The organism is Bacillus sp. 22-7 (assembly GCF_010628845.1).
GTDB classification, from domain to species: domain Bacteria; phylum Bacillota; class Bacilli; order Bacillales; family Cytobacillaceae; genus Cytobacillus; species Cytobacillus firmus_B.
This window is the reverse complement of sequence record NZ_NJQY01000009.1, coordinates 122,539-139,441: the sequence shown is the minus strand read 5'-3', so window position 1 is coordinate 139,441 and position 16,903 is coordinate 122,539. Positions and strand designations below refer to the sequence as shown.

The 16,903-nt window shown below is 40.8% G+C and carries 15 protein-coding genes and 1 other RNA gene; 5 read left to right on the top strand and 11 right to left on the bottom strand.

Annotated features, from left to right (window positions below; genetic code table 11):
- Window positions 1-5 precede the first annotated feature (5 nt).
- The gene (locus CE058_RS08360; RefSeq protein ID WP_048007882.1) at window positions 6-305 is read left to right on the top strand and encodes a metal-sulfur cluster assembly factor; all 300 of its coding nucleotides are present in this window, start codon (window positions 6-8) and stop codon (window positions 303-305) included.
- A gap of 35 nt (window positions 306-340) precedes the next feature.
- Here CE058_RS08360 and CE058_RS08355 read toward each other — a convergent pair whose 3' ends face one another.
- The 9 genes from CE058_RS08355 to CE058_RS08320 form a co-directional block, all read right to left on the bottom strand.
- A complete protein-coding gene (locus tag CE058_RS08355; protein WP_115596772.1) occupies window positions 341-2,266 on the bottom strand; it encodes an ATP-dependent DNA helicase in 1,926 nt (641 codons plus the stop codon).
- Between the two features lie 347 nt (window positions 2,267-2,613).
- Complete coding sequence (locus CE058_RS24725) at window positions 2,614-2,781, bottom strand: hypothetical protein (protein WP_175609136.1); 168 nt, start codon at window positions 2,779-2,781, stop codon at window positions 2,614-2,616.
- A 72-nt stretch (window positions 2,782-2,853) separates the two neighbouring features.
- Window positions 2,854-3,993, bottom strand: coding sequence for a THUMP domain-containing class I SAM-dependent RNA methyltransferase (locus tag CE058_RS08350; RefSeq protein WP_163141908.1), 1,140 nt, complete (start codon window positions 3,991-3,993; stop codon window positions 2,854-2,856).
- A gap of 236 nt (window positions 3,994-4,229) precedes the next feature.
- Window positions 4,230-4,618, bottom strand: an RNA gene (gene rnpB, locus CE058_RS08345) — RNase P RNA component class B.
- A gap of 81 nt (window positions 4,619-4,699) precedes the next feature.
- Window positions 4,700-4,999 (bottom strand): cell division regulator GpsB, encoded by a 300-nt coding sequence (gene gpsB, locus CE058_RS08340; protein WP_048008342.1) that lies wholly within the window; start codon window positions 4,997-4,999, stop codon window positions 4,700-4,702.
- 80 nt (window positions 5,000-5,079) lie between these two features.
- Window positions 5,080-5,649, bottom strand: a complete 570-nt coding sequence (locus tag CE058_RS08335; protein WP_048008341.1) for an SLOG family protein — start codon at window positions 5,647-5,649, stop codon at window positions 5,080-5,082.
- Window positions 5,650-5,728: 79 nt separating this feature from the next.
- Window positions 5,729-6,142 (bottom strand): CotD family spore coat protein, encoded by a 414-nt coding sequence (locus CE058_RS08330; protein ID WP_163141905.1) that lies wholly within the window; start codon window positions 6,140-6,142, stop codon window positions 5,729-5,731.
- Window positions 6,143-6,460: 318 nt separating this feature from the next.
- On the bottom strand, window positions 6,461-7,726 hold the full coding sequence (locus tag CE058_RS08325; protein ID WP_048008339.1) for a ribonuclease H-like domain-containing protein: 1,266 nt from the start codon (window positions 7,724-7,726) through the stop codon (window positions 6,461-6,463).
- Window positions 7,716-10,016, bottom strand: a complete 2,301-nt coding sequence (locus CE058_RS08320; protein WP_163141902.1) for a DEAD/DEAH box helicase — start codon at window positions 10,014-10,016, stop codon at window positions 7,716-7,718. The genes CE058_RS08325 and CE058_RS08320 overlap by 11 nt, the downstream gene beginning before the upstream one ends.
- A 205-nt stretch (window positions 10,017-10,221) precedes the next feature.
- Here CE058_RS08320 and CE058_RS08315 point away from each other — a divergent pair, with 205 nt between their 5' ends.
- From CE058_RS08315 to CE058_RS08300, 4 genes are all read left to right on the top strand, one after another.
- Window positions 10,222-11,115: an ABC transporter permease subunit gene (locus CE058_RS08315; protein ID WP_163141899.1), complete on the top strand. Its 894-nt coding sequence runs from the start codon at window positions 10,222-10,224 to the stop codon at window positions 11,113-11,115.
- On the top strand, window positions 11,115-12,038 hold the full coding sequence (locus tag CE058_RS08310) for an ABC transporter permease subunit (RefSeq protein ID WP_286167933.1): 924 nt from the start codon (window positions 11,115-11,117) through the stop codon (window positions 12,036-12,038). The genes CE058_RS08315 and CE058_RS08310 overlap by 1 nt, the downstream gene beginning before the upstream one ends.
- A 101-nt stretch (window positions 12,039-12,139) precedes the next feature.
- The gene (locus CE058_RS08305; protein ID WP_048008336.1) at window positions 12,140-12,832 is read left to right on the top strand and encodes a Crp/Fnr family transcriptional regulator; all 693 of its coding nucleotides are present in this window, start codon (window positions 12,140-12,142) and stop codon (window positions 12,830-12,832) included.
- 109 nt (window positions 12,833-12,941) lie between these two features.
- On the top strand, window positions 12,942-13,406 hold the full coding sequence (locus CE058_RS08300) for an Hsp20 family protein (protein WP_048008335.1): 465 nt from the start codon (window positions 12,942-12,944) through the stop codon (window positions 13,404-13,406).
- 87 nt (window positions 13,407-13,493) lie between these two features.
- Here the strand turns inward: CE058_RS08300 and CE058_RS08295 are convergent, their stop codons facing one another.
- Complete coding sequence (locus CE058_RS08295; protein ID WP_163141895.1) at window positions 13,494-15,902, bottom strand: ABC transporter permease subunit; 2,409 nt, start codon at window positions 15,900-15,902, stop codon at window positions 13,494-13,496.
- The gene (locus tag CE058_RS08290) at window positions 15,895-16,758 is read right to left on the bottom strand and encodes an ABC transporter permease subunit (protein ID WP_163141893.1); all 864 of its coding nucleotides are present in this window, start codon (window positions 16,756-16,758) and stop codon (window positions 15,895-15,897) included. The genes CE058_RS08295 and CE058_RS08290 overlap by 8 nt, the downstream gene beginning before the upstream one ends.
- Window positions 16,759-16,903 lie beyond the last annotated feature (145 nt).

The following is a 16,903-nucleotide window of genomic DNA, read 5'->3' as shown; positions in this document are numbered from 1 at the left end:
TTAACATGAATCGAAAAGAAGTAGTTCTCAGCAATCTAAAAAGAGTTATGGATCCTGAATTGAATATAAACGTGGTTGATTTGGGCCTTATTTATGATATTAATTTTCCCGATGGTGACAAGGCAGTTATTACCATGACTCTTACAACACCGGGTTGCCCGCTGCATGACAGCATAGTCAGTGGAGTTAAGTATTGCATTGAAGATCTTGAGCTGTTTTCAGATGTGGAGGTTAACCTTGTCTGGGAGCCTGCCTGGACTCCTGCTCGTATGACACCCGAAGCAAATCAGCTGTTGAGAGGTTAAAGGGAAGGCAGCGCCCGCTTGGGCACTGCCTTCGTTCAGCTTGTTACGGGCTCTGCAGGCAGAACCTTTTTTATCATTTCGCGGACTTCAGGATTTTCATTTTTATTCATCAGAATATGAACGGTCCCTTTGTCTTCATGTGTTCTAATTAATCTTCCAATCCCCTGCCTTAAACGCAGGATCATATATGGAAGATCAACCTCTTTGAAAGGATCGGCCGAACCTTCCCTTTTGGCTGTAAAGACCGGATCGTGAGGAGGGAATGGAAGGCCATAAATAAGCACATTCTCCAGGGATCTGCCCGGTATATCAAGACCTTCCCATAAATGAACAGAGCAGAGAACTGAATGCTCATCATTTTGGAAACTTGATACGAGGCTGCTTATCTCTGCATCCCCTTCAAAAAAGACCGGCACACTTATTTTCCCTGAAACAAATGCTTTGAATTCTGCCAGCTCAGAAGAACTGTTGAATAATACTAAAGCCCTTCCTTCTGTTGCTTTAACTTGTTCGAGAATGTAGTCCATTTTCGCAGTTCCTGATCCCTCCGCAAATTCCGGCATGCGAATGACCATATTTTCGTCATAGTCGAACGGGGAATCTACGGTAAAGGATAGATAATCGTCTACTCCCAGGCTTTTTGCCATATAATCAAAGGACTTATTCTCAGACAGTGTTGCAGAGGAGAAAACAAACGGCTTCTTCTGGGAAAATACTTCTTCCCGCATAATGTCTTCTACCATTCTTGGCATAATAACCAGGGTTCTTTCCCCATTATTCTCTTCAAACCAGGTGATTCCTTTTAAATCCTTAAGGAACAATGAAAGTGAGTATGAGATTTGCTCAAGATATTCTTCAACAATTTTTAAGTCATATTCATTAATGACATACATTTCGCTTTCAAATACTAATTCTTCCTCAAGTGTATTGATCAAGTCCTGCAGTTTACGTCCTTCACTCATAACATCTGCAGTTTTTTCAATCGTTTTCTTGTCAGAACCAGTATCACCCGAAGCTGACATGGACAGTGTCAAAAAGAAATGCTCATTCTGGTAAATAGCATCTTCAATGATATTTAACGTTTTTTCACGTACATCATTCGCCATGAGCCTTGTTAAGATGGATTCCAGAATCTGCTCGGAAAAACGATATGTCAGAGCCTTTTGCGATGCATATTCCAGCAGATGGCCTTCATCAAAAACCACACATGAGCTCTCAGGGAGCAAAGGCAGCTGCCCTTCCCGTTTTCTCGATTCCTTGGTCCAGATATGTTCCATGTAAAAGTCGTGTGAACAAATGATCAAGTCTTTTGCGTTGCGGTAATATTCCCTATGGAGAGTTTGACCACAGCGGTGACGCTTCTCACAAGTGAAACAGTCCTGTATTGAATCCCAAGAGACATTGGTCCAATGCTCATCCGGCAATTCAGGGTAATCTTTCCGGTCACCATATCTTTCAAACTTTTGCATGGATGAGCCTGTTTGAACAAAATCCGGAAGATCATCAAAAATGCGATTATAGTGATCATGAACATCATTTGCAACGAGCTTGTCCAGCTTGTTTAGGCATAGATACTGATCGCGTGATTTTGCCAGTCTGACATCAATATTTAACCCTAATGCTTTTTCCAGCTTGGCAATATCACCTTCTTTTTTCACAAGCTGCTCGATTAAAGTCTCATCCGCACAGGCGATAATAGCAGGTTTATTTATGTACCTTGCATAACTGATTGCATATAAAAGGTAAACAATCGTTTTCCCAGTCCCTACACCTGCCTCAGCGAAAATAACACTTTTATCTTTAAATGCTTTCTCCAGCTGAAAAGCCATAAATATTTGCTCATCCCGAATTTCAAATCCTGCTTCAGGCAATATATCGTAAAAAACATCTCCGATCCACTCACTTAGCTTTTCATAAAAAGATTCGCTCTTGGATACGGCAAAAGGCATCCGGTTCGACATGCTACCCCTCCGTAATTAAAAATTTAAAGCGCCTATAAACCAGACGCTTTGAATTCAGTTCTATCATTATTTCATATATCAGTAATTAATAATCAAATGAACATCATATAATTTTATCTCAAATACAGTAACTGTCAAGATATAACGCCAAACCTGCAAATTTATCAAAAAAACAGGGGTGCTTTAAGGCAGCCCCCTGCTCATTATAAAGTGAAACTTCAATCAGTGGGGTTTTTCCTTATCCCCCACTGATTGTTAGTTGAACCAATCGGGCCTTTACGGGCAGTTTGACCCCCACTTATCTCTTGAAGTGGGGGTCTTACTGCCCGTTAGACTGCGATAAACGACTAGTTGAAACGTGACATAGAAAATGACAATGCCTGCTGAAGTTCATCCTGTGCGTTTTTAAGACTCTCCAGTGCCTCTGCTGATGGATCACCGTCTCCGTGTATTGCTTCAAGTGTTCCATTCAGCGCCTGGGAAATTTTATGAAAATCGATGCTGGAATGTTTCATTGCCACCCCTCCTGAAAAAAGAATCAGATAGATATATTCTATACAGTTTCAGGAGGTTTTATGCTTTTGCTGCTAATTATTTCTCGGCGGTCTTTTGCCCCAGTACTGATAATAGTCTGTACGAATAAAACCATTGAAGAGCTTTCGTTTTTTAGTTGCTTTTCTTCCATAGTGAGTCTCAAATTCCTCGTCTGAAGTCAGGATATAAATGGACCACGTGTCAAGAGGAGCAAAGGCACTTCCCATCTCTGCATACATTCGCTGTACCGCAGCCTTCTCACCAAGGCGTTCCCCATATGGAGGATTCCCGACAATGACACCATATTCCTTAGCAGTCGTAAAATCACGCACTTGCATTTGTTTGAAGTTGATCAAATCACCCAACCCAGCTTCGAAAGCATTTTCTTCGGCTATCTTAACCATCCTGTGATCAATGTCAGCACCTGTTATATCGAGTGGCTGATCATAGTTTGCCAGGTCTTCAGCTTCATTTCTTGCATCTTCCCAGACTTTTTCAGGAATCCAGGACCACCCTTCCGAAATGAATTCACGATTGAAACCGGGTGCAATATTCTGTCCGATTAATGCTGCTTCTATCGGGATAGTGCCGGATCCGCAGAAGGGATCAGCAAATGGCTTTTCAGGGTTCCAATTTGTCAGCATAACCAATGCAGCTGCAAGTGTTTCCTTCAGTGGAGCTTCCCCCTGCCCTGCACGATATCCCCGTTTATGGAGGCCGCTTCCGCTAGCATCGATGGTCAGAAGGGCTACATCTTTATGGAGAGCGACTTCTATTTTAAATAGGGGCCCATTTTCTTCAAGCCAGCCTGTCTTATTATACTTTGTTCTCATGCGTTCAACGATTGCTTTCTTGACAATCGCCTGACAATCGGAAACAGAAAAAAGCTTGGACTTCACAGATTTCCCTGATACTGGGAATTCGGCGTTTTCTGGCATATACCTTTCCCAGCGCAGCGCTTTAGTTTTTTCAAAAAGCTCGTCAAAACTCGTTGCTTTAAATTCTCCCACTTTTATGCGAACCCGATCTGCTGTTCTCAGCCATAAATTAGACCGGACAATTGCAGCTTCATCGCCTTTAAATGTTATTCTGCCATTTTCAACTTCACATTCATATCCAAGATCGCGCACTTCTTTGGCAGCAAGTGCCTCAAGGCCCATGGCCGTAGTGGCGATTAAATCGTATTTAGACATATTTATTTTCACCCTAACCTAAATTCTTATTTCTATTATGTATACCCTAACTGGACATAGCAATCAACACATAAAGTATATCTGTTTATTTCTTTAGCCGCAATGAGACTCTCAGGTCCTCTGAGTAGTCATCTTGAAATCAGCATATACTTCTTACCAGCCTGCAGCAAAGTAAAAAAGCTCTCCCAAAAAGGAGAGCTTGAATTTATAACACTCATACTGTCTCACTAATAACGTTCTGTAAGCCATGTTTTGTACCGTAGTACTGCAAGCGACAAATGTCTCGTACTCAGGTGGTAATCATCTATCTACAGGCTTCTGCCTGTCCTTCCCGTTGTTCATTTCCTCAGGGAAAGTGCCCCTACCATCATTTGGGTTTCTCGCTCGCGGGGTTTACCTCGTTCCACCCTTTTCATTTCTGAAAAGGCTACGTCACTGTGGCACTTTCAAGGTATTCATGCCATATCCCGAAGGACTTAGGCATTTTCCCTGCCGTCAGCCGGAGCCAGCTCCGACTGCCCTAGCTTATGAATTCGCTAGGCACGAACACTACAGGCATCTCAGCCTGTGCGAGCATGGACTTTCCTCTACAATATAAGATATATTGCAGCGATTACCCGAACGCTATTAATGATCACAAAGAATATTATATGTAATCTGTGATGGAATAGCAATGGTTTTAAACTGGAAAGTCCGATAAATACTGTCAATCATACAATTTACTGCCAAAAACGTGTTTTTCCAGATTTGATAATCTTTTTAGGATGTCAAAATTGGTTGTTCCTGCAGTTTGTGCTGCCGGTCTGCGTGAAGCTTCCTCAACCTGTTTTTTCAGCTTCATATTTTCCAGCTGCAAATCTTCAATTTCCTGATGGAATGCTTCGTAGTCTTTAATGACCAGATCTAAAAACTTATCGACATCTTCAGGCTTGTAGCCTCTCATGGCTGTCTTAAACTCTTTTTCCAAAATATCTTTTGCAGTTAATTTAATTTTATCGGATAGCATGACACTCACCTCAGTATATCGGCAATCATAATTAATACTATTTTTCCAGAGATATGTACATTTGTCAATTTATCTGAGCATTATTCAAATGAGTCTCTCTGAGAGAGTTGTTCTTCTTCTACAACCAATTGTAAATCATAAAAGGTGATTAGTCTAATATCATATTCATTTTCTTCCTGATATTTTTTTGCGGTTTCATACAGATACTTAGGGCTTCCCTCTTTTTCCATATCATAAAACAGCAGCAGAACATCGCTCTTACTGACCAAAAAATGATTTTTCAATCTGAATTGCAGCGGGCTTTCATAAGGTTTTTTTGTTACCGAATCAACAAAATCTGCCTGAACCAATATAGATTCATACCATTCTTTGTTGGCAGCCTTCCAGGAAGCTTCCTGATCTAAAAAGGGAGTAATGACTGCAAGCTTCAGGTCTTCGTAACCTTCGATCTGAAGATCATAAACAACTTCAGCTGCCCAAAGTTCTGCACCAAGCTGTCCGCTGATGATTACCCACTCCAGACCGTCATCCAGCAATGAAAGCAGGCTTTTTCTGATTGCGGTTTTAATATAGCTGACAGCAGGGGCATCGTATTTAAATATCCCTACTTCAAAAGGCTTGTACCCTGAAATAACTGCTACTTTTGTCAATTGCAAAACTCCTTAAAGAAATCTGGCTGAGTAACCTGCCGTTTATATAAATAAAACAAGGGCATAAAGCCCTTGTCTATTATCTGCCGGAAAAACTTGGCCCTTGTTTTGGACCCATTCCCGTTGATGCTCCAGCTACGCCAGTTCCAGGTCCGCCATATCCTGGACCCATTCCCATACCTGGACCCATTCCCATACCTGGACCCATTCCCATACCAGGGCCCATTCCCATACCTGGACCCATTCCTGGGCTATATGCACCTGCCACGCCAGGTCTTGGTCCCATATTCACATTCGATTGTGTAACCTGGTTAACATTTGACTGCGTATGCGGGTAAGAGTGCTGATTCTCATAGTTAATGTGGTTTACATGAGTATGATGCGTAGGATGAATGTGCGGAACCACAATGTTCTGGAACGAATGAGTTACACAGCATTTTGTCGGATGAACAACAGCAGGCATCACCTGCGAAGGTCTTGGTCTGCAATACATGTAAAGATCCCCTTTCGAAATTGTTTTTACATTAACAACCTATGTTAGAAAGAGTAATCTTGTACTAATGAAAACACCTATTTTATAGGTACTAGCCTTAGAGCATACTGTAGAAACTGTCTTTTAAATTGGAGAAAACGATTGCAGTAGTGAAAATTACAAGGAAGAATAAAAATAAGATTGCTTTATACATCTTTTACCAGCCTCACTATAAAAAATTCCTAAAAAAGTACCACACAAGTTATAATTTTAACTGTTAGAAGAAGTACATACAACTAGGAAATAGTGGATTTTTTTGTCTGGTATATTAAAATTATGTTACAAGGAGATATTAGCTCGATTAAATTTTCGTTTAAGCCGTACAATCCGCCGGTGTACATCTTCCTGTTTTATTTTCAGTTTTTCTGTTCCGTTATCTGCTTCCAGCAGGTTTAACGCTTTATTTGAATAGAGTATAGCCTGGCTTATATCCTTTATTCGATGCTCGTAAATCTTGGCCAGTTCAATGCATGATACTGCCTTCATATTGATTAAGCCTTTTTCAGCAATATCCTTCCATAATTTTGCTGCCTCATCCCAATTTTTATGTTTCTTATGCTCAAAAGCTAATGCAAACCTGGCATCCAAAGCTTCAGATGACTCTCCTTCAGATATTTTATTGAAGGCACTTGCTGCCTGTGAAGATTCACCCAGTGTGGAAAGCCACCTTCCCACTTCATAAACCTCACGTGATGTCTGTCTTTCATCCAGCTGCAGAATCTGGAAAGAAAGATGTGTATACAGGCTGATCAGGGATAGGATATCAATTTCATTATGCTTTATGATTCCCAGCATACCTTCAGGATCTTTTCTTTCAATAAAATCAAAATAAATCATTGGTGCCAGAAACCCTGGAATATCATCTTTTCTTTCAATCCCCAGAACATCTTTCTCCACTGCAGCAAGCTTTATTCTTTCAAGCTTGTGCTTCCACATTCTCCTTGCAGCATGATATAAATCAAAATGTCCAAACGGCGGGAGTTTTGGAACATGCTCCCTTAACAGGGTATGTCTCGTTTTAACCTGCGGCCAGTCGAAAGCTTTCCCGTTGTATGTGACCATTGTTGAATAATCTATGCTTTCCAGAAAACTTTTATATAAAGCTATCTCAGCACCCGGCTGAGGGAGAATGTGCTGTTTCAGCTTTATTTTGCTTCCCTGCAGGCTGGCTTGGCCAAGAAGGAAGATAGTATTGCCAGTACCACCGCCCAAACCGGTTGTCTCTGTATCAAAAAAGAAAAGACTTTCCGGCCCGTGACCGGATGCAGACAGCGGATGTCTGAGGCCGGAAGAATTCCAGGCATCCACCGCTGCTGTAAACTGTCCAAAAGTATAGATTCCATGCCTGTAATCAAGGCTGTATTCTTTTTCCCTTACAAGACAGTAAGAGTCTTCAAAGTAATACGGATAAACACCTTCTTTAGTCCATACTTCTTTAAAAGGGACATCGGCCTTATTCTCATGTTTTGGGACGGATGAAGGCTGTTTATCTTTATCTGTGCCAAGATGGCCCTTAAGCCTGTTCAGCTTGTTTTTAATGGACAATTCTATCACCTGCGCTATTAACGCCATTTTTAAAAGAGCCGAGAATCCTGAGTACGTCTTTTTTGGCCTTTTCTGATGAGGTATCTGTTCCTATGCAGGAAGGACAGCCATGGTCACATGCACATCTGCTGACCATTTCCATCGTTTCGTGCATGATATGTTCGATTCCCCCGAAAATTTTCTCACTTAACCCTACACCGCCAGGATACCTGTCGTAGAAAAAGATCGTCGGCTTTTCATTATGGGCAGCTTTCACTTGCGGGATAACATGAACATCCTGAGGATCGCACATAACAAATAACGGCACAATATGCTTGAGCGCATGTGCTGTTCCAATGAGTCCCTGTTCAAGCCGGTCCTGTTTATAATTCAAGGATTCCCGGTTAAACGAAAGCCAGGTTGAGCTTGTATGGAGCTCTTCTTCTGGAAGTGTTATTGGACCGGATCCAATATTTTCATGTGTTTCAAACTTAATTTTTTTAAATATTGTTGCCATTGCTACAACACTGACATCCCCAAAGCCAATCTCTCCAATGGATGACGACCTGATTTTATCCTGCTCAAGCACTTTGAGCTCTACTGCCAGATTAGCATCCGTAAAATAGTCTACATCCACTTCCCGGACAAATGCCTTCTTCTCTTCCCAATCAAGCATTTCCACCTGAAACTGGGTTCCCTGATGAAGATAGATTGCCTCATCGTGGAGAAGGGTCATAGCGGAAAAGCGGTCCATTTCACCAATTACTTTTACATTCGCAATATCTGATTGATCAATTATGATAACATTCTCCTGTGATGCTGAACGAAGACTGATGTTGTGGGCAGGAAATGAGTCTTTCATCCAATAAAATTTGTCACCGTTCTGATGAAGCACCCTTTCCTCCGCCAGGTATTCCAATACCTCTTCAGTTTCAAAAGTGCCAAAACGTTCCCCGGCATTGAAAGGGAGCTCATAGGCTGCACATTTGATATGATCAACGAGAATAATAAGGTTATCCGGGTTAATTCTGGCTGTTTCAGGACTTTTATTAAAAAAGTAATCAGGATTCTGAATAACATATTGATCCAGCGGACTGGAGTTTGCCACCATAATGACAAGCGATTCACCATGCCTTCTGCCTGCGCGTCCAGCCTGCTGCCATGAGCTGGCAATGGTACCGGGGTATCCGGTCATGACACAAACCTGCAGCTGTCCGATATCCACTCCCAGTTCAAGGGCATTTGTGCTGATAACTCCATAGATCTCCCCTGAACGCAGTCCTTTTTCAATTTCCCGTCTCTGGGTTGGCAAATAACCGCCTCTATAACCCCGAATTGCTTTAGGCCCCAGTTTATGTTTGACAAGCTCCTGGAGGTACGTCAGCAGGATTTCGACTCTGACCCTGCTTCTTGCAAATACAATGGTTTGGATTTTATTTTTCAGAAGTTCTCCTGCGAGCTTTCTCGCTTCGAGAGTTGCACTTCTTCTGATATTCAGCGGTTTATTGACGATTGGAGGATTATAAAATACAAAATGTTTCTTCCCGCTTGGAGCTCCATTATTATTCACGAGTTTCATCGGCTTTTCAGTAAGCTTTTCTGCCAGCTCCAGAGGATTGGCTATTGTTGCAGATGTACAGATAAAAATGGGGTCGCTGCCATAAAAACGGCAAATTCGTCTAAGGCGGCGAATAACATTTGCTACATGACTGCCAAATACCCCTCTGTAAATATGAAGTTCATCTATGACCACATACTTTAAATTTTCAAACAAGGATACCCACTTTGTATGGTGAGGCAATATTGCCGAGTGAAGCATGTCGGGATTTGTTATAACTACATGCCCGGCCCTGCGAACTTTTTGCCGGATGTTTGCCGGTGTATCCCCGTCATATGTATAGGAATTTATATCCAATCCGGACTCCTGGATGATTTCATTTATTTCGCTTTTTTGGTCCTGAGCCAATGCTTTTGTCGGAAACATATAAAGCGCCCTTGCATCTGGATCATTTACGATCGTCTGCAGGACTGGAAGGTTGTAGCAAAGCGTTTTTCCAGATGCCGTTGGAGTAACAGCTACCAGACTGTCCCCATTCATGGCTGTCTGATAAGATGTTTTCTGATGTGTATAAAGCCTTGAAATGCCCCTTTTTTGGAGTGCACCCTTTAAGGATGGATGAATGTTTTCCGGAAGGCTGGCAGTCTTAGCCTCTTTTTCTTCTATTGTGTGCCAATGGACAATATTCTCTTTATATTGCTGTTCAGATATAAGCTGTTTCATGATTTCAGGCAAATTTTTTCGCACTTTCATCTATTTCACCTCATCTTCCTATTCTATCGAATAAACGTTCGTTCTAACAGAGCAAACTCTTAATTTCTATTAACTTTTTATGGAAAAATTTCTACTAAGCCTTAAAGTCTTTAATCTTTATTTTCAGATTCACAGAAAAATTGACTGAAGGTTCTAAATATAAGAAAATATAGCATATCCATTTTTTCTCAAATGAGGTGAAGTCGTGCTGCAAAGTATTTTAAAATCAACAGGTGTATTTATGTTAATTGTCATTGGATTTATCCTGATTCTTTTTCTTCCAAGAGAAAAGGAAGTAACCTTTTTATCGGCCTTTCATATTGAAGCAGATTACCCCTTCAGTTTTGGACTATATCTGGAAAGAATAGAAGATTTCACAGGCCATATTTTAACTGAAAAAGGATTAGGGGAAGCCCGCACCGGACGCCCCGTTAGTGAAGAAGCTGGAATATTCGTGGCGCGCAGCTTAAAAATTGTTCTGCCTGCTTTCATTGTCAGCATGCTTCTTGGCACATTAATGGGTGCTGTCCAATTTTACCAGAGAACAAAGTTCACCGGGAAACTGCAGAATTTTCTTTCCTGGATGTTTTCTTCCATACCCGATTTTTTTCTGTTTATTGCCATACAGTATCTTTTCATTCTGATGATGCAGCATGGACTTCCGCACTTTAAGCTTTATGGACATGAAAATTGGTATAGCTTTTTATTGCCGCTCATTTCATTATCCTTGTTTCCATTTTTGCACATGTCCCGTTTTACATCGGCTGCTCTTGAAAATGAAATGGGCGAAGAGTATGTGCGCACAGCATATGCAAAAGGGCTTGGCGACTTCAAAGCACTTCTTCACATGCTATGGAATTGCTGGTCCCCCATTATGAACCAGGCGCAGATGGTGATGCTCTATATCCTATCCAGTCTCCCAATCATTGAAAAGCTGGCAGGCTACAATGGGGCAGGCAAGGAACTTCTATTCAGCATATCATCTAATGATGAAATTAAGGCACTGTCCCTGATGCTTCCCTTTCTCTTAATCATGTTTTTAACTATTATCCTTTCACAGACAGCAAAATTATGGCTCGTCCAAAAGGAAAGGGTGTGATGGAGATGCGACTTTTATCATGGATCAAGAAACATGCTTTATTTTGCTTAGGAACCTTTTTGCTGCTGCTATTGCTGGCAATCACGTTTGCCGGACCATATCTTCCTTTTGTTGACCGCGAGCTTACAACGATTACATACATCCTAAATGAGGATAAGAAGCCAGTTATACCGCCTTATCCGCCATCAGGGGATTACATATTTGGCACTGACAAAAGCGGAAGGGATTTACTCAGTCTGATCATCCTGGGGGCAAAAGAAACCATTTTGCTAGTTGCCTGTATAACTGTCCTTCGCTATGTACTGGCCATTCCGCTCTCCTTTCTTGCACACAAAAAATGGCTGGGTACACACCTCTTGCTTAAATGGCTGAATGGACTGCTGTCATATATTCCAACCATCATCATTGTCATGCTTCTTGCCATGCTGCCGCCATTTTTGCTGATTGAATACCGCCCTTTATTCCTGCTCCTTATTATTGCTCTGGCAGAAATGCCCCGTGCTGCTGAAATGATAAAGCTGGAATTTGATCAGATTTCATCTAAAGAGTATATAAATGGAGGGATTGCTGCCGGAGCTTCACCTTACAGGCTTTTCAGAATATACTATCTTCCTCTTCTGTATAGTAAGCTTCTTGTATATATGGTTACTGATCTTGGAAAAGTCATGTTTCTGCTTGGTCAATTAGGGTTTATCGGCATTTTTATTTCACAGGATTTTGTTCAATCCATGACAGGAGATTGGCAATTGGTCAATAATTCGATTTCTTGGCCAATGATGATGATTAAAGCCTTTGAGGATATAAGAGGCCCAATTTGGATTCCTTTTTTCTCGGCATTTTCCATGACCTATGCCATCTTAACTTTTAATATTTTCGCCGAGGGATTAAAATCATTTTTCACCAGGAAGGTCCGATATATTTAGATGTCACAGCCGGGATTAGTAAAATAAGCTTTTCTTAAGATAAACGTTATTAATGTTTTTTGTTACAATAAGCTTAATAGGACAGAAGCAAGAGGTGGATTATGAAAGCAGAAGAAATTAAGGGAGTTCTTTCCCAGTTCTCTCTTTTTAAAGAGCTGAACAGCGAAGAACTGGATAAAGTAGTTGAGATATCCATATCACGGGAATGGAAAAAAGGAAGTCATGTTTTTCTGCAGGACGACCCGCTGGATAATGTTTATTTTATTAACAACGGCAGAGTTAAGATTTATAGAAGTGATATTAATGGCAAAGAACAGATTGTTGCCATCCTGGCAAAAGGCGAGATGTTCCCTCATGTGGGATTCTTCAGAAAAGGCGGGTACCCGGCTTTTTCCGAGGTGCTGGAAAACGCTCAGCTCGTAGTTGTGCCTATTTCGCAATTTGAAAAGGTGCTTATTGAAAATCCAGAGTTATGTATTAAGGTGTTTAAAGTCCTTGGCGAGAAGATTGTCGATCTGCAGGAGCGCCTGGAATCGCAAATTTTAAACAACACTTATGAGCAAATCATTAAATTGCTTATCCGGCTTGCCAAAATGCATGGAAAAAAACTTGAAAACGGCAGCTTTGTTTTAAAAGGGGACTTTACAAATAAAGACCTTGCCAATATGATTGGCACCACAAGGGAAACGGTCAGCAGGACTTTAACCAAAATGAAAAAAGAAATGTTAATTGAAACAGACCAGGATGGACATTTAATCATAAACCCTGATCAGCTATTAGAAACAATATTTTAAGACCGCACTATGCGGTTTTTTCTTTTTCCTGATTATTCCACAGGAACATCCACCCAATAGGCAGCATACGATATGTTGAAAAATCCTGTTTGAGAGGGGATGGATGGATATGGAGGATCCAAAGAAAAAGGATCGAAACGAACCATTTGGGGATTTGATGAGATCAATGAATCAGCTTTTCCATGAAAAACCTGGCAGAGGATTTCTGCAGACAATGGATGATTTCTTTAAAAATCCCTTCCCGGCTTCTTCTTCCTTCCATGTTGATGTTGCTGAAACTGAAAAGGAACACATCATTAGTGCGGAACTTCCAGGAATAAATAAAGAGCAAATACAGATTGATATCCTGGATAATTATATAACCATTTCAGTTAAATCCTCTGAGATGATAACGGAAGAAGATGAAAAAAACAAAATTTTCCGCAGGCAGCAAAGCATGCAGCGTTCCAGCCGGACAATTCCGCTTCCACAGCCAGTTAATGAAAAGAAAGTAAAAGCGGTTTACCAAAATGGCCTTTTGCAAATCACAGTACCTAAGCAGCAGGGAAAAAGAATCCTGATCGATGAGAACTGATTCTGGCTGCACTTTTATAGAGTCTGGATAAACAAAAACAAGCAGTATCATGCCTGCTTGTTTTTGTTTGGGTCATCTAAGCTGGGCTTAACTGTTCAGTTTAGATGTATCAATCCAATTATTGAAATAGCCGGTCGGAACACTGAAATAATCCTTTGTGAAGGATATAAACTCCTTCGTATCGACCTCTTTATAGCGGAATTTCTGATAATAATCTGACAGGAACTGCATCCCCACTTCCTTAGGGGATTCTCCTTTCAAGGTATACTTTTCCTGAATCATTTGTAAAATCTCCAAAGCAGGCTGGCCATAAATATATCCTGTATGCTTTACCTCATTAACCGGCACATTTGAATATTGCCTGCCCAGACCAGCTTCCTCGATAGCCTCCATCCGATAATGGGAGATGCCAAATGCCTGTCGTTCAGCCTGGTTTTGTCCTGCATAGAAGTACATAGAGGTGGCAAATTCAGTAATCCCTTCATCAATCCACGCATTGTTGTATGGGTCATTAGCTACTGCTCCATAAAAATACTGATGAGCAATTTCATGAACAATAGAAATATCATAAAACCTTTTATCATCAATATAAGGATTTATAGTGACTATACCGGGATATTCCATAAATTGCCCTTCATCCAAAACAATATCAAGCTGCTCATGCGGGTAATCACCAATATTATTCTGATAGAAAGATAGTGCTTTTTTGGCCAGTGTTAACGATGCTTCCGGGTTTTTGTCATGATTCCCCTTTGAAAATAGTCTGACCTTCACACCGTCTTGCGCTTCCGTTTCATACACTTTCATATCCTTCATGACTGCAATGAAGAAATCCCTGACCTTTTTGGCTTTAACTGTCCCTTCACTCTTTCCTTTTTCCGGATCTATTTCTGCTGTGGAAGCCAGGGAATACCCTTCAGGCAGCTTATAGGAAACTTTGAAATCAGAGAAGCCTGTATGAAATGTTTCCAGCCCCTCCATATAAGGCTCTTTGTTCCATTTGCCTTTTTGATAGACTGCAGCCATTGGGTACCATTGAGCAAGATAATAATTTGTACCTGCTTTTGAAAAACGGATGCCTCTTTCTGGGACTGTAAATCCATATTGGATCTCCACCTTATGTCTGCTTTTATCCTTCATTTCAGGTTTTAAGTTTATTGTTAGCGTATCACCATCCAGCTTAAAAGAAGCTTTTTGCCCATTCACTGTCACTTTTTCGATCTCTGCTTCAGACGATCCTTCAACAGAATCAAATGAATGTCCCTCTTTAAAAACGTTCGGAATGAAATAAAAGACAAGCTCATTCCAGTCTTTATCTGATTGGTTTTTCATCTGGATATTTGCTTTAGCAGTGAAATAGCCTTCACCGTTCAATTCCAGATCAATGTTATAATCCGCCTTGCTGCCGCTTTGAACACCTGTATTTGAATCCTTTGCAGCCACAACATAGACACCTGCACCTGCAAAAGCAACGACTAATGCAGCGAAGCCTGCTTTAGGGCCGGAGAATGACCAGAATTTCTTTTTTCGGCCATATTGTTTTCTGGAAGGCTGTATTAATGGCTCATGCCCAGTCTTAATCCAGGGAGTACGCTGATAGTTTGATTGAAAGCGGTTCTTCAGTCCATTTGCCAGCAGACTGAAAGACACAGTTGCAAGCAAAAGGACCGCTAATGGTGCAATTAATATATGGGTATTGCCATAAATATTTAATCTTGCCTGGCCAACCAATCCCGCCAGCTCCTTTGTTGCTGACAGGTAGATGATGGGGTCATATCTCATAATGGTTCCGCCGACAAAGATATTTAAAAGTGCCAGCTGGCCCATAAGGGCGATTACGTAGACAATTTCAAGTATAAACATTACTAGGAACGTTTCCTTTAACTGAGGAAAAATATGCTTCCAGATCAGACGGTGTTTTCCGGCCCCCAGGGCTTTTGCAGCTTCAATATAAACAGACTTATATAACTGAGCGGTTTTAAGCCTTACAGAAGACACAATGCTTGGAATGCTGATGACTGACGCAATGACTATAAAATAGACAATTAACACATTTTGCTTAAGATTACTGTTGAAGCTTATTGGCGCAAGAAAAAAATACAGGATCAGAAAAAGCGGTACATAGCTCCATGCATTTTCGAAAGCAATCAGCCAGCCTGGCGTCCTTTTTAAGGTGCCCGCATACAAACCGATGATTGTTCCAAATGCCATTTTTATAACAGTCACAGCAGCTGCAATAAAAACAGTGTACCTTAATCCATATAAAATCATGGATAAAATATCATAGCCCCATTTATCGGTGCCCAGCGGATAGGAAGAGGATTCAAAAGGTTCCAATGGCGGTGCCAGAACCTTCCCGTTAGTATATTGTGTTTCTAAAACCGATGTTAACGAATGCGGTGCAAGAATAGGCCCGAAAATGCTGAAAAAAAGCAAGCCGGAAACCATAACAGTTCCGATAATTAAGGAGTAATTTATTTTTAACAGCTTATTCATAGATAAAACCCCGTTTAAACAGATAGAATATGAGTCTATTAGAAATATAGACAATTAAAGAAATCAAAAGCATGGCAAACAAGCCGATTGCAATCGGCTGAACCCCGCTGCTCTGAAAAATAAATTTTGTTATGCCGGAAACATTCATAATATATTCAATAATAAAGAGATTGCCAATAGCCAGGGAAATCACTTTGACAAGTTCAGATTTGATAAATGGCTCTAAATTTTTGAAGACATGCTGAAAATTTATGTAATTTAAGCCCATTCCTTTAGCAACTGCAGTCTTAATATAATCCTCCCCGCTTGTCTGATAATATTTGACCGACACGAGCTTAAATAAATATAGCGTCGGGGCAATCGCTGCAAGCGCTGTGGGAAACCATGTGTTGAGAGCTCCTCCATCCGGTCTGAGTGAAATCACCCTGATACCGGTCATTTTATATATTTTAACGGCAAGAATCATAGACATCACAATGATGATAAAGTCAGGTATGGCCGCAAGAATATTCATGAAAGCCCCAAAAAGCTTAGTAAGCCTGAAGCGGCTGATAAACACTCCGAAAATTAGACTTATAATTAAGGATGCATTTACAGCAACCAATACGATCAGCAGGCTGGTAAAAAAGTTATCAGCAATGTCCCCGGCTATAGGACGTGTCTGCATCCCAAGCTCATAGGTACCAAGGCTTCCCTTGCTTATTTCAGAAATAAAATCTCCATAAATATGCGGCAGACTTTCGAAGCTCCAGTGTAGACTCCCGCTCAATGGATCAACAGATATAATCTTTGGCAGAGCTGCAAGAAATAAAATTAATACAAATATAATAAAAATTTGCTGCACAGCACGAACCATAGTAACCCCCCTTTTATGACTAAGAGTCATTTTTCTATTTTTTCACTTTTGTCTAAATTTCGCCAATCATAACAATTAAATTCTCATAGCTAATATTTCCTATATATATTTAAAAATAGACCGGCTATTCTATTTTTAAATATAT

Coding starts and splice junctions, on each gene's coding strand:
- CE058_RS08305 (WP_048008336.1), top strand. CDS start 12,140: ATGAAAGCAGAAGAAATTAAGGGAGTTCTTTCCCAGTTCTCTCTTTTT.
- CE058_RS08350 (WP_163141908.1), bottom strand. CDS start 3,993: ATGTCTAAATACGATTTAATCGCCACTACGGCCATGGGCCTTGAGGCA.
- CE058_RS08320 (WP_163141902.1), bottom strand. CDS start 10,016: ATGAAAGTGCGAAAAAATTTGCCTGAAATCATGAAACAGCTTATATCT.
- CE058_RS08310 (WP_286167933.1), top strand. CDS start 11,115: ATGGAGATGCGACTTTTATCATGGATCAAGAAACATGCTTTATTTTGC.
- CE058_RS24725 (WP_175609136.1), bottom strand. CDS start 2,781: ATGAAACATTCCAGCATCGATTTTCATAAAATTTCCCAGGCGCTGAAT.
- CE058_RS08330 (WP_163141905.1), bottom strand. CDS start 6,142: ATGTATTGCAGACCAAGACCTTCGCAGGTGATGCCTGCTGTTGTTCAT.
- CE058_RS08300 (WP_048008335.1), top strand. CDS start 12,942: ATGGAGGATCCAAAGAAAAAGGATCGAAACGAACCATTTGGGGATTTG.
- CE058_RS08355 (WP_115596772.1), bottom strand. CDS start 2,266: ATGTCGAACCGGATGCCTTTTGCCGTATCCAAGAGCGAATCTTTTTAT.
- gpsB (WP_048008342.1), bottom strand. CDS start 4,999: ATGCTATCCGATAAAATTAAATTAACTGCAAAAGATATTTTGGAAAAA.
- CE058_RS08295 (WP_163141895.1), bottom strand. CDS start 15,902: ATGAATAAGCTGTTAAAAATAAATTACTCCTTAATTATCGGAACTGTT.
- CE058_RS08290 (WP_163141893.1), bottom strand. CDS start 16,758: ATGGTTCGTGCTGTGCAGCAAATTTTTATTATATTTGTATTAATTTTA.
- CE058_RS08360 (WP_048007882.1), top strand. CDS start 6: ATGAATCGAAAAGAAGTAGTTCTCAGCAATCTAAAAAGAGTTATGGAT.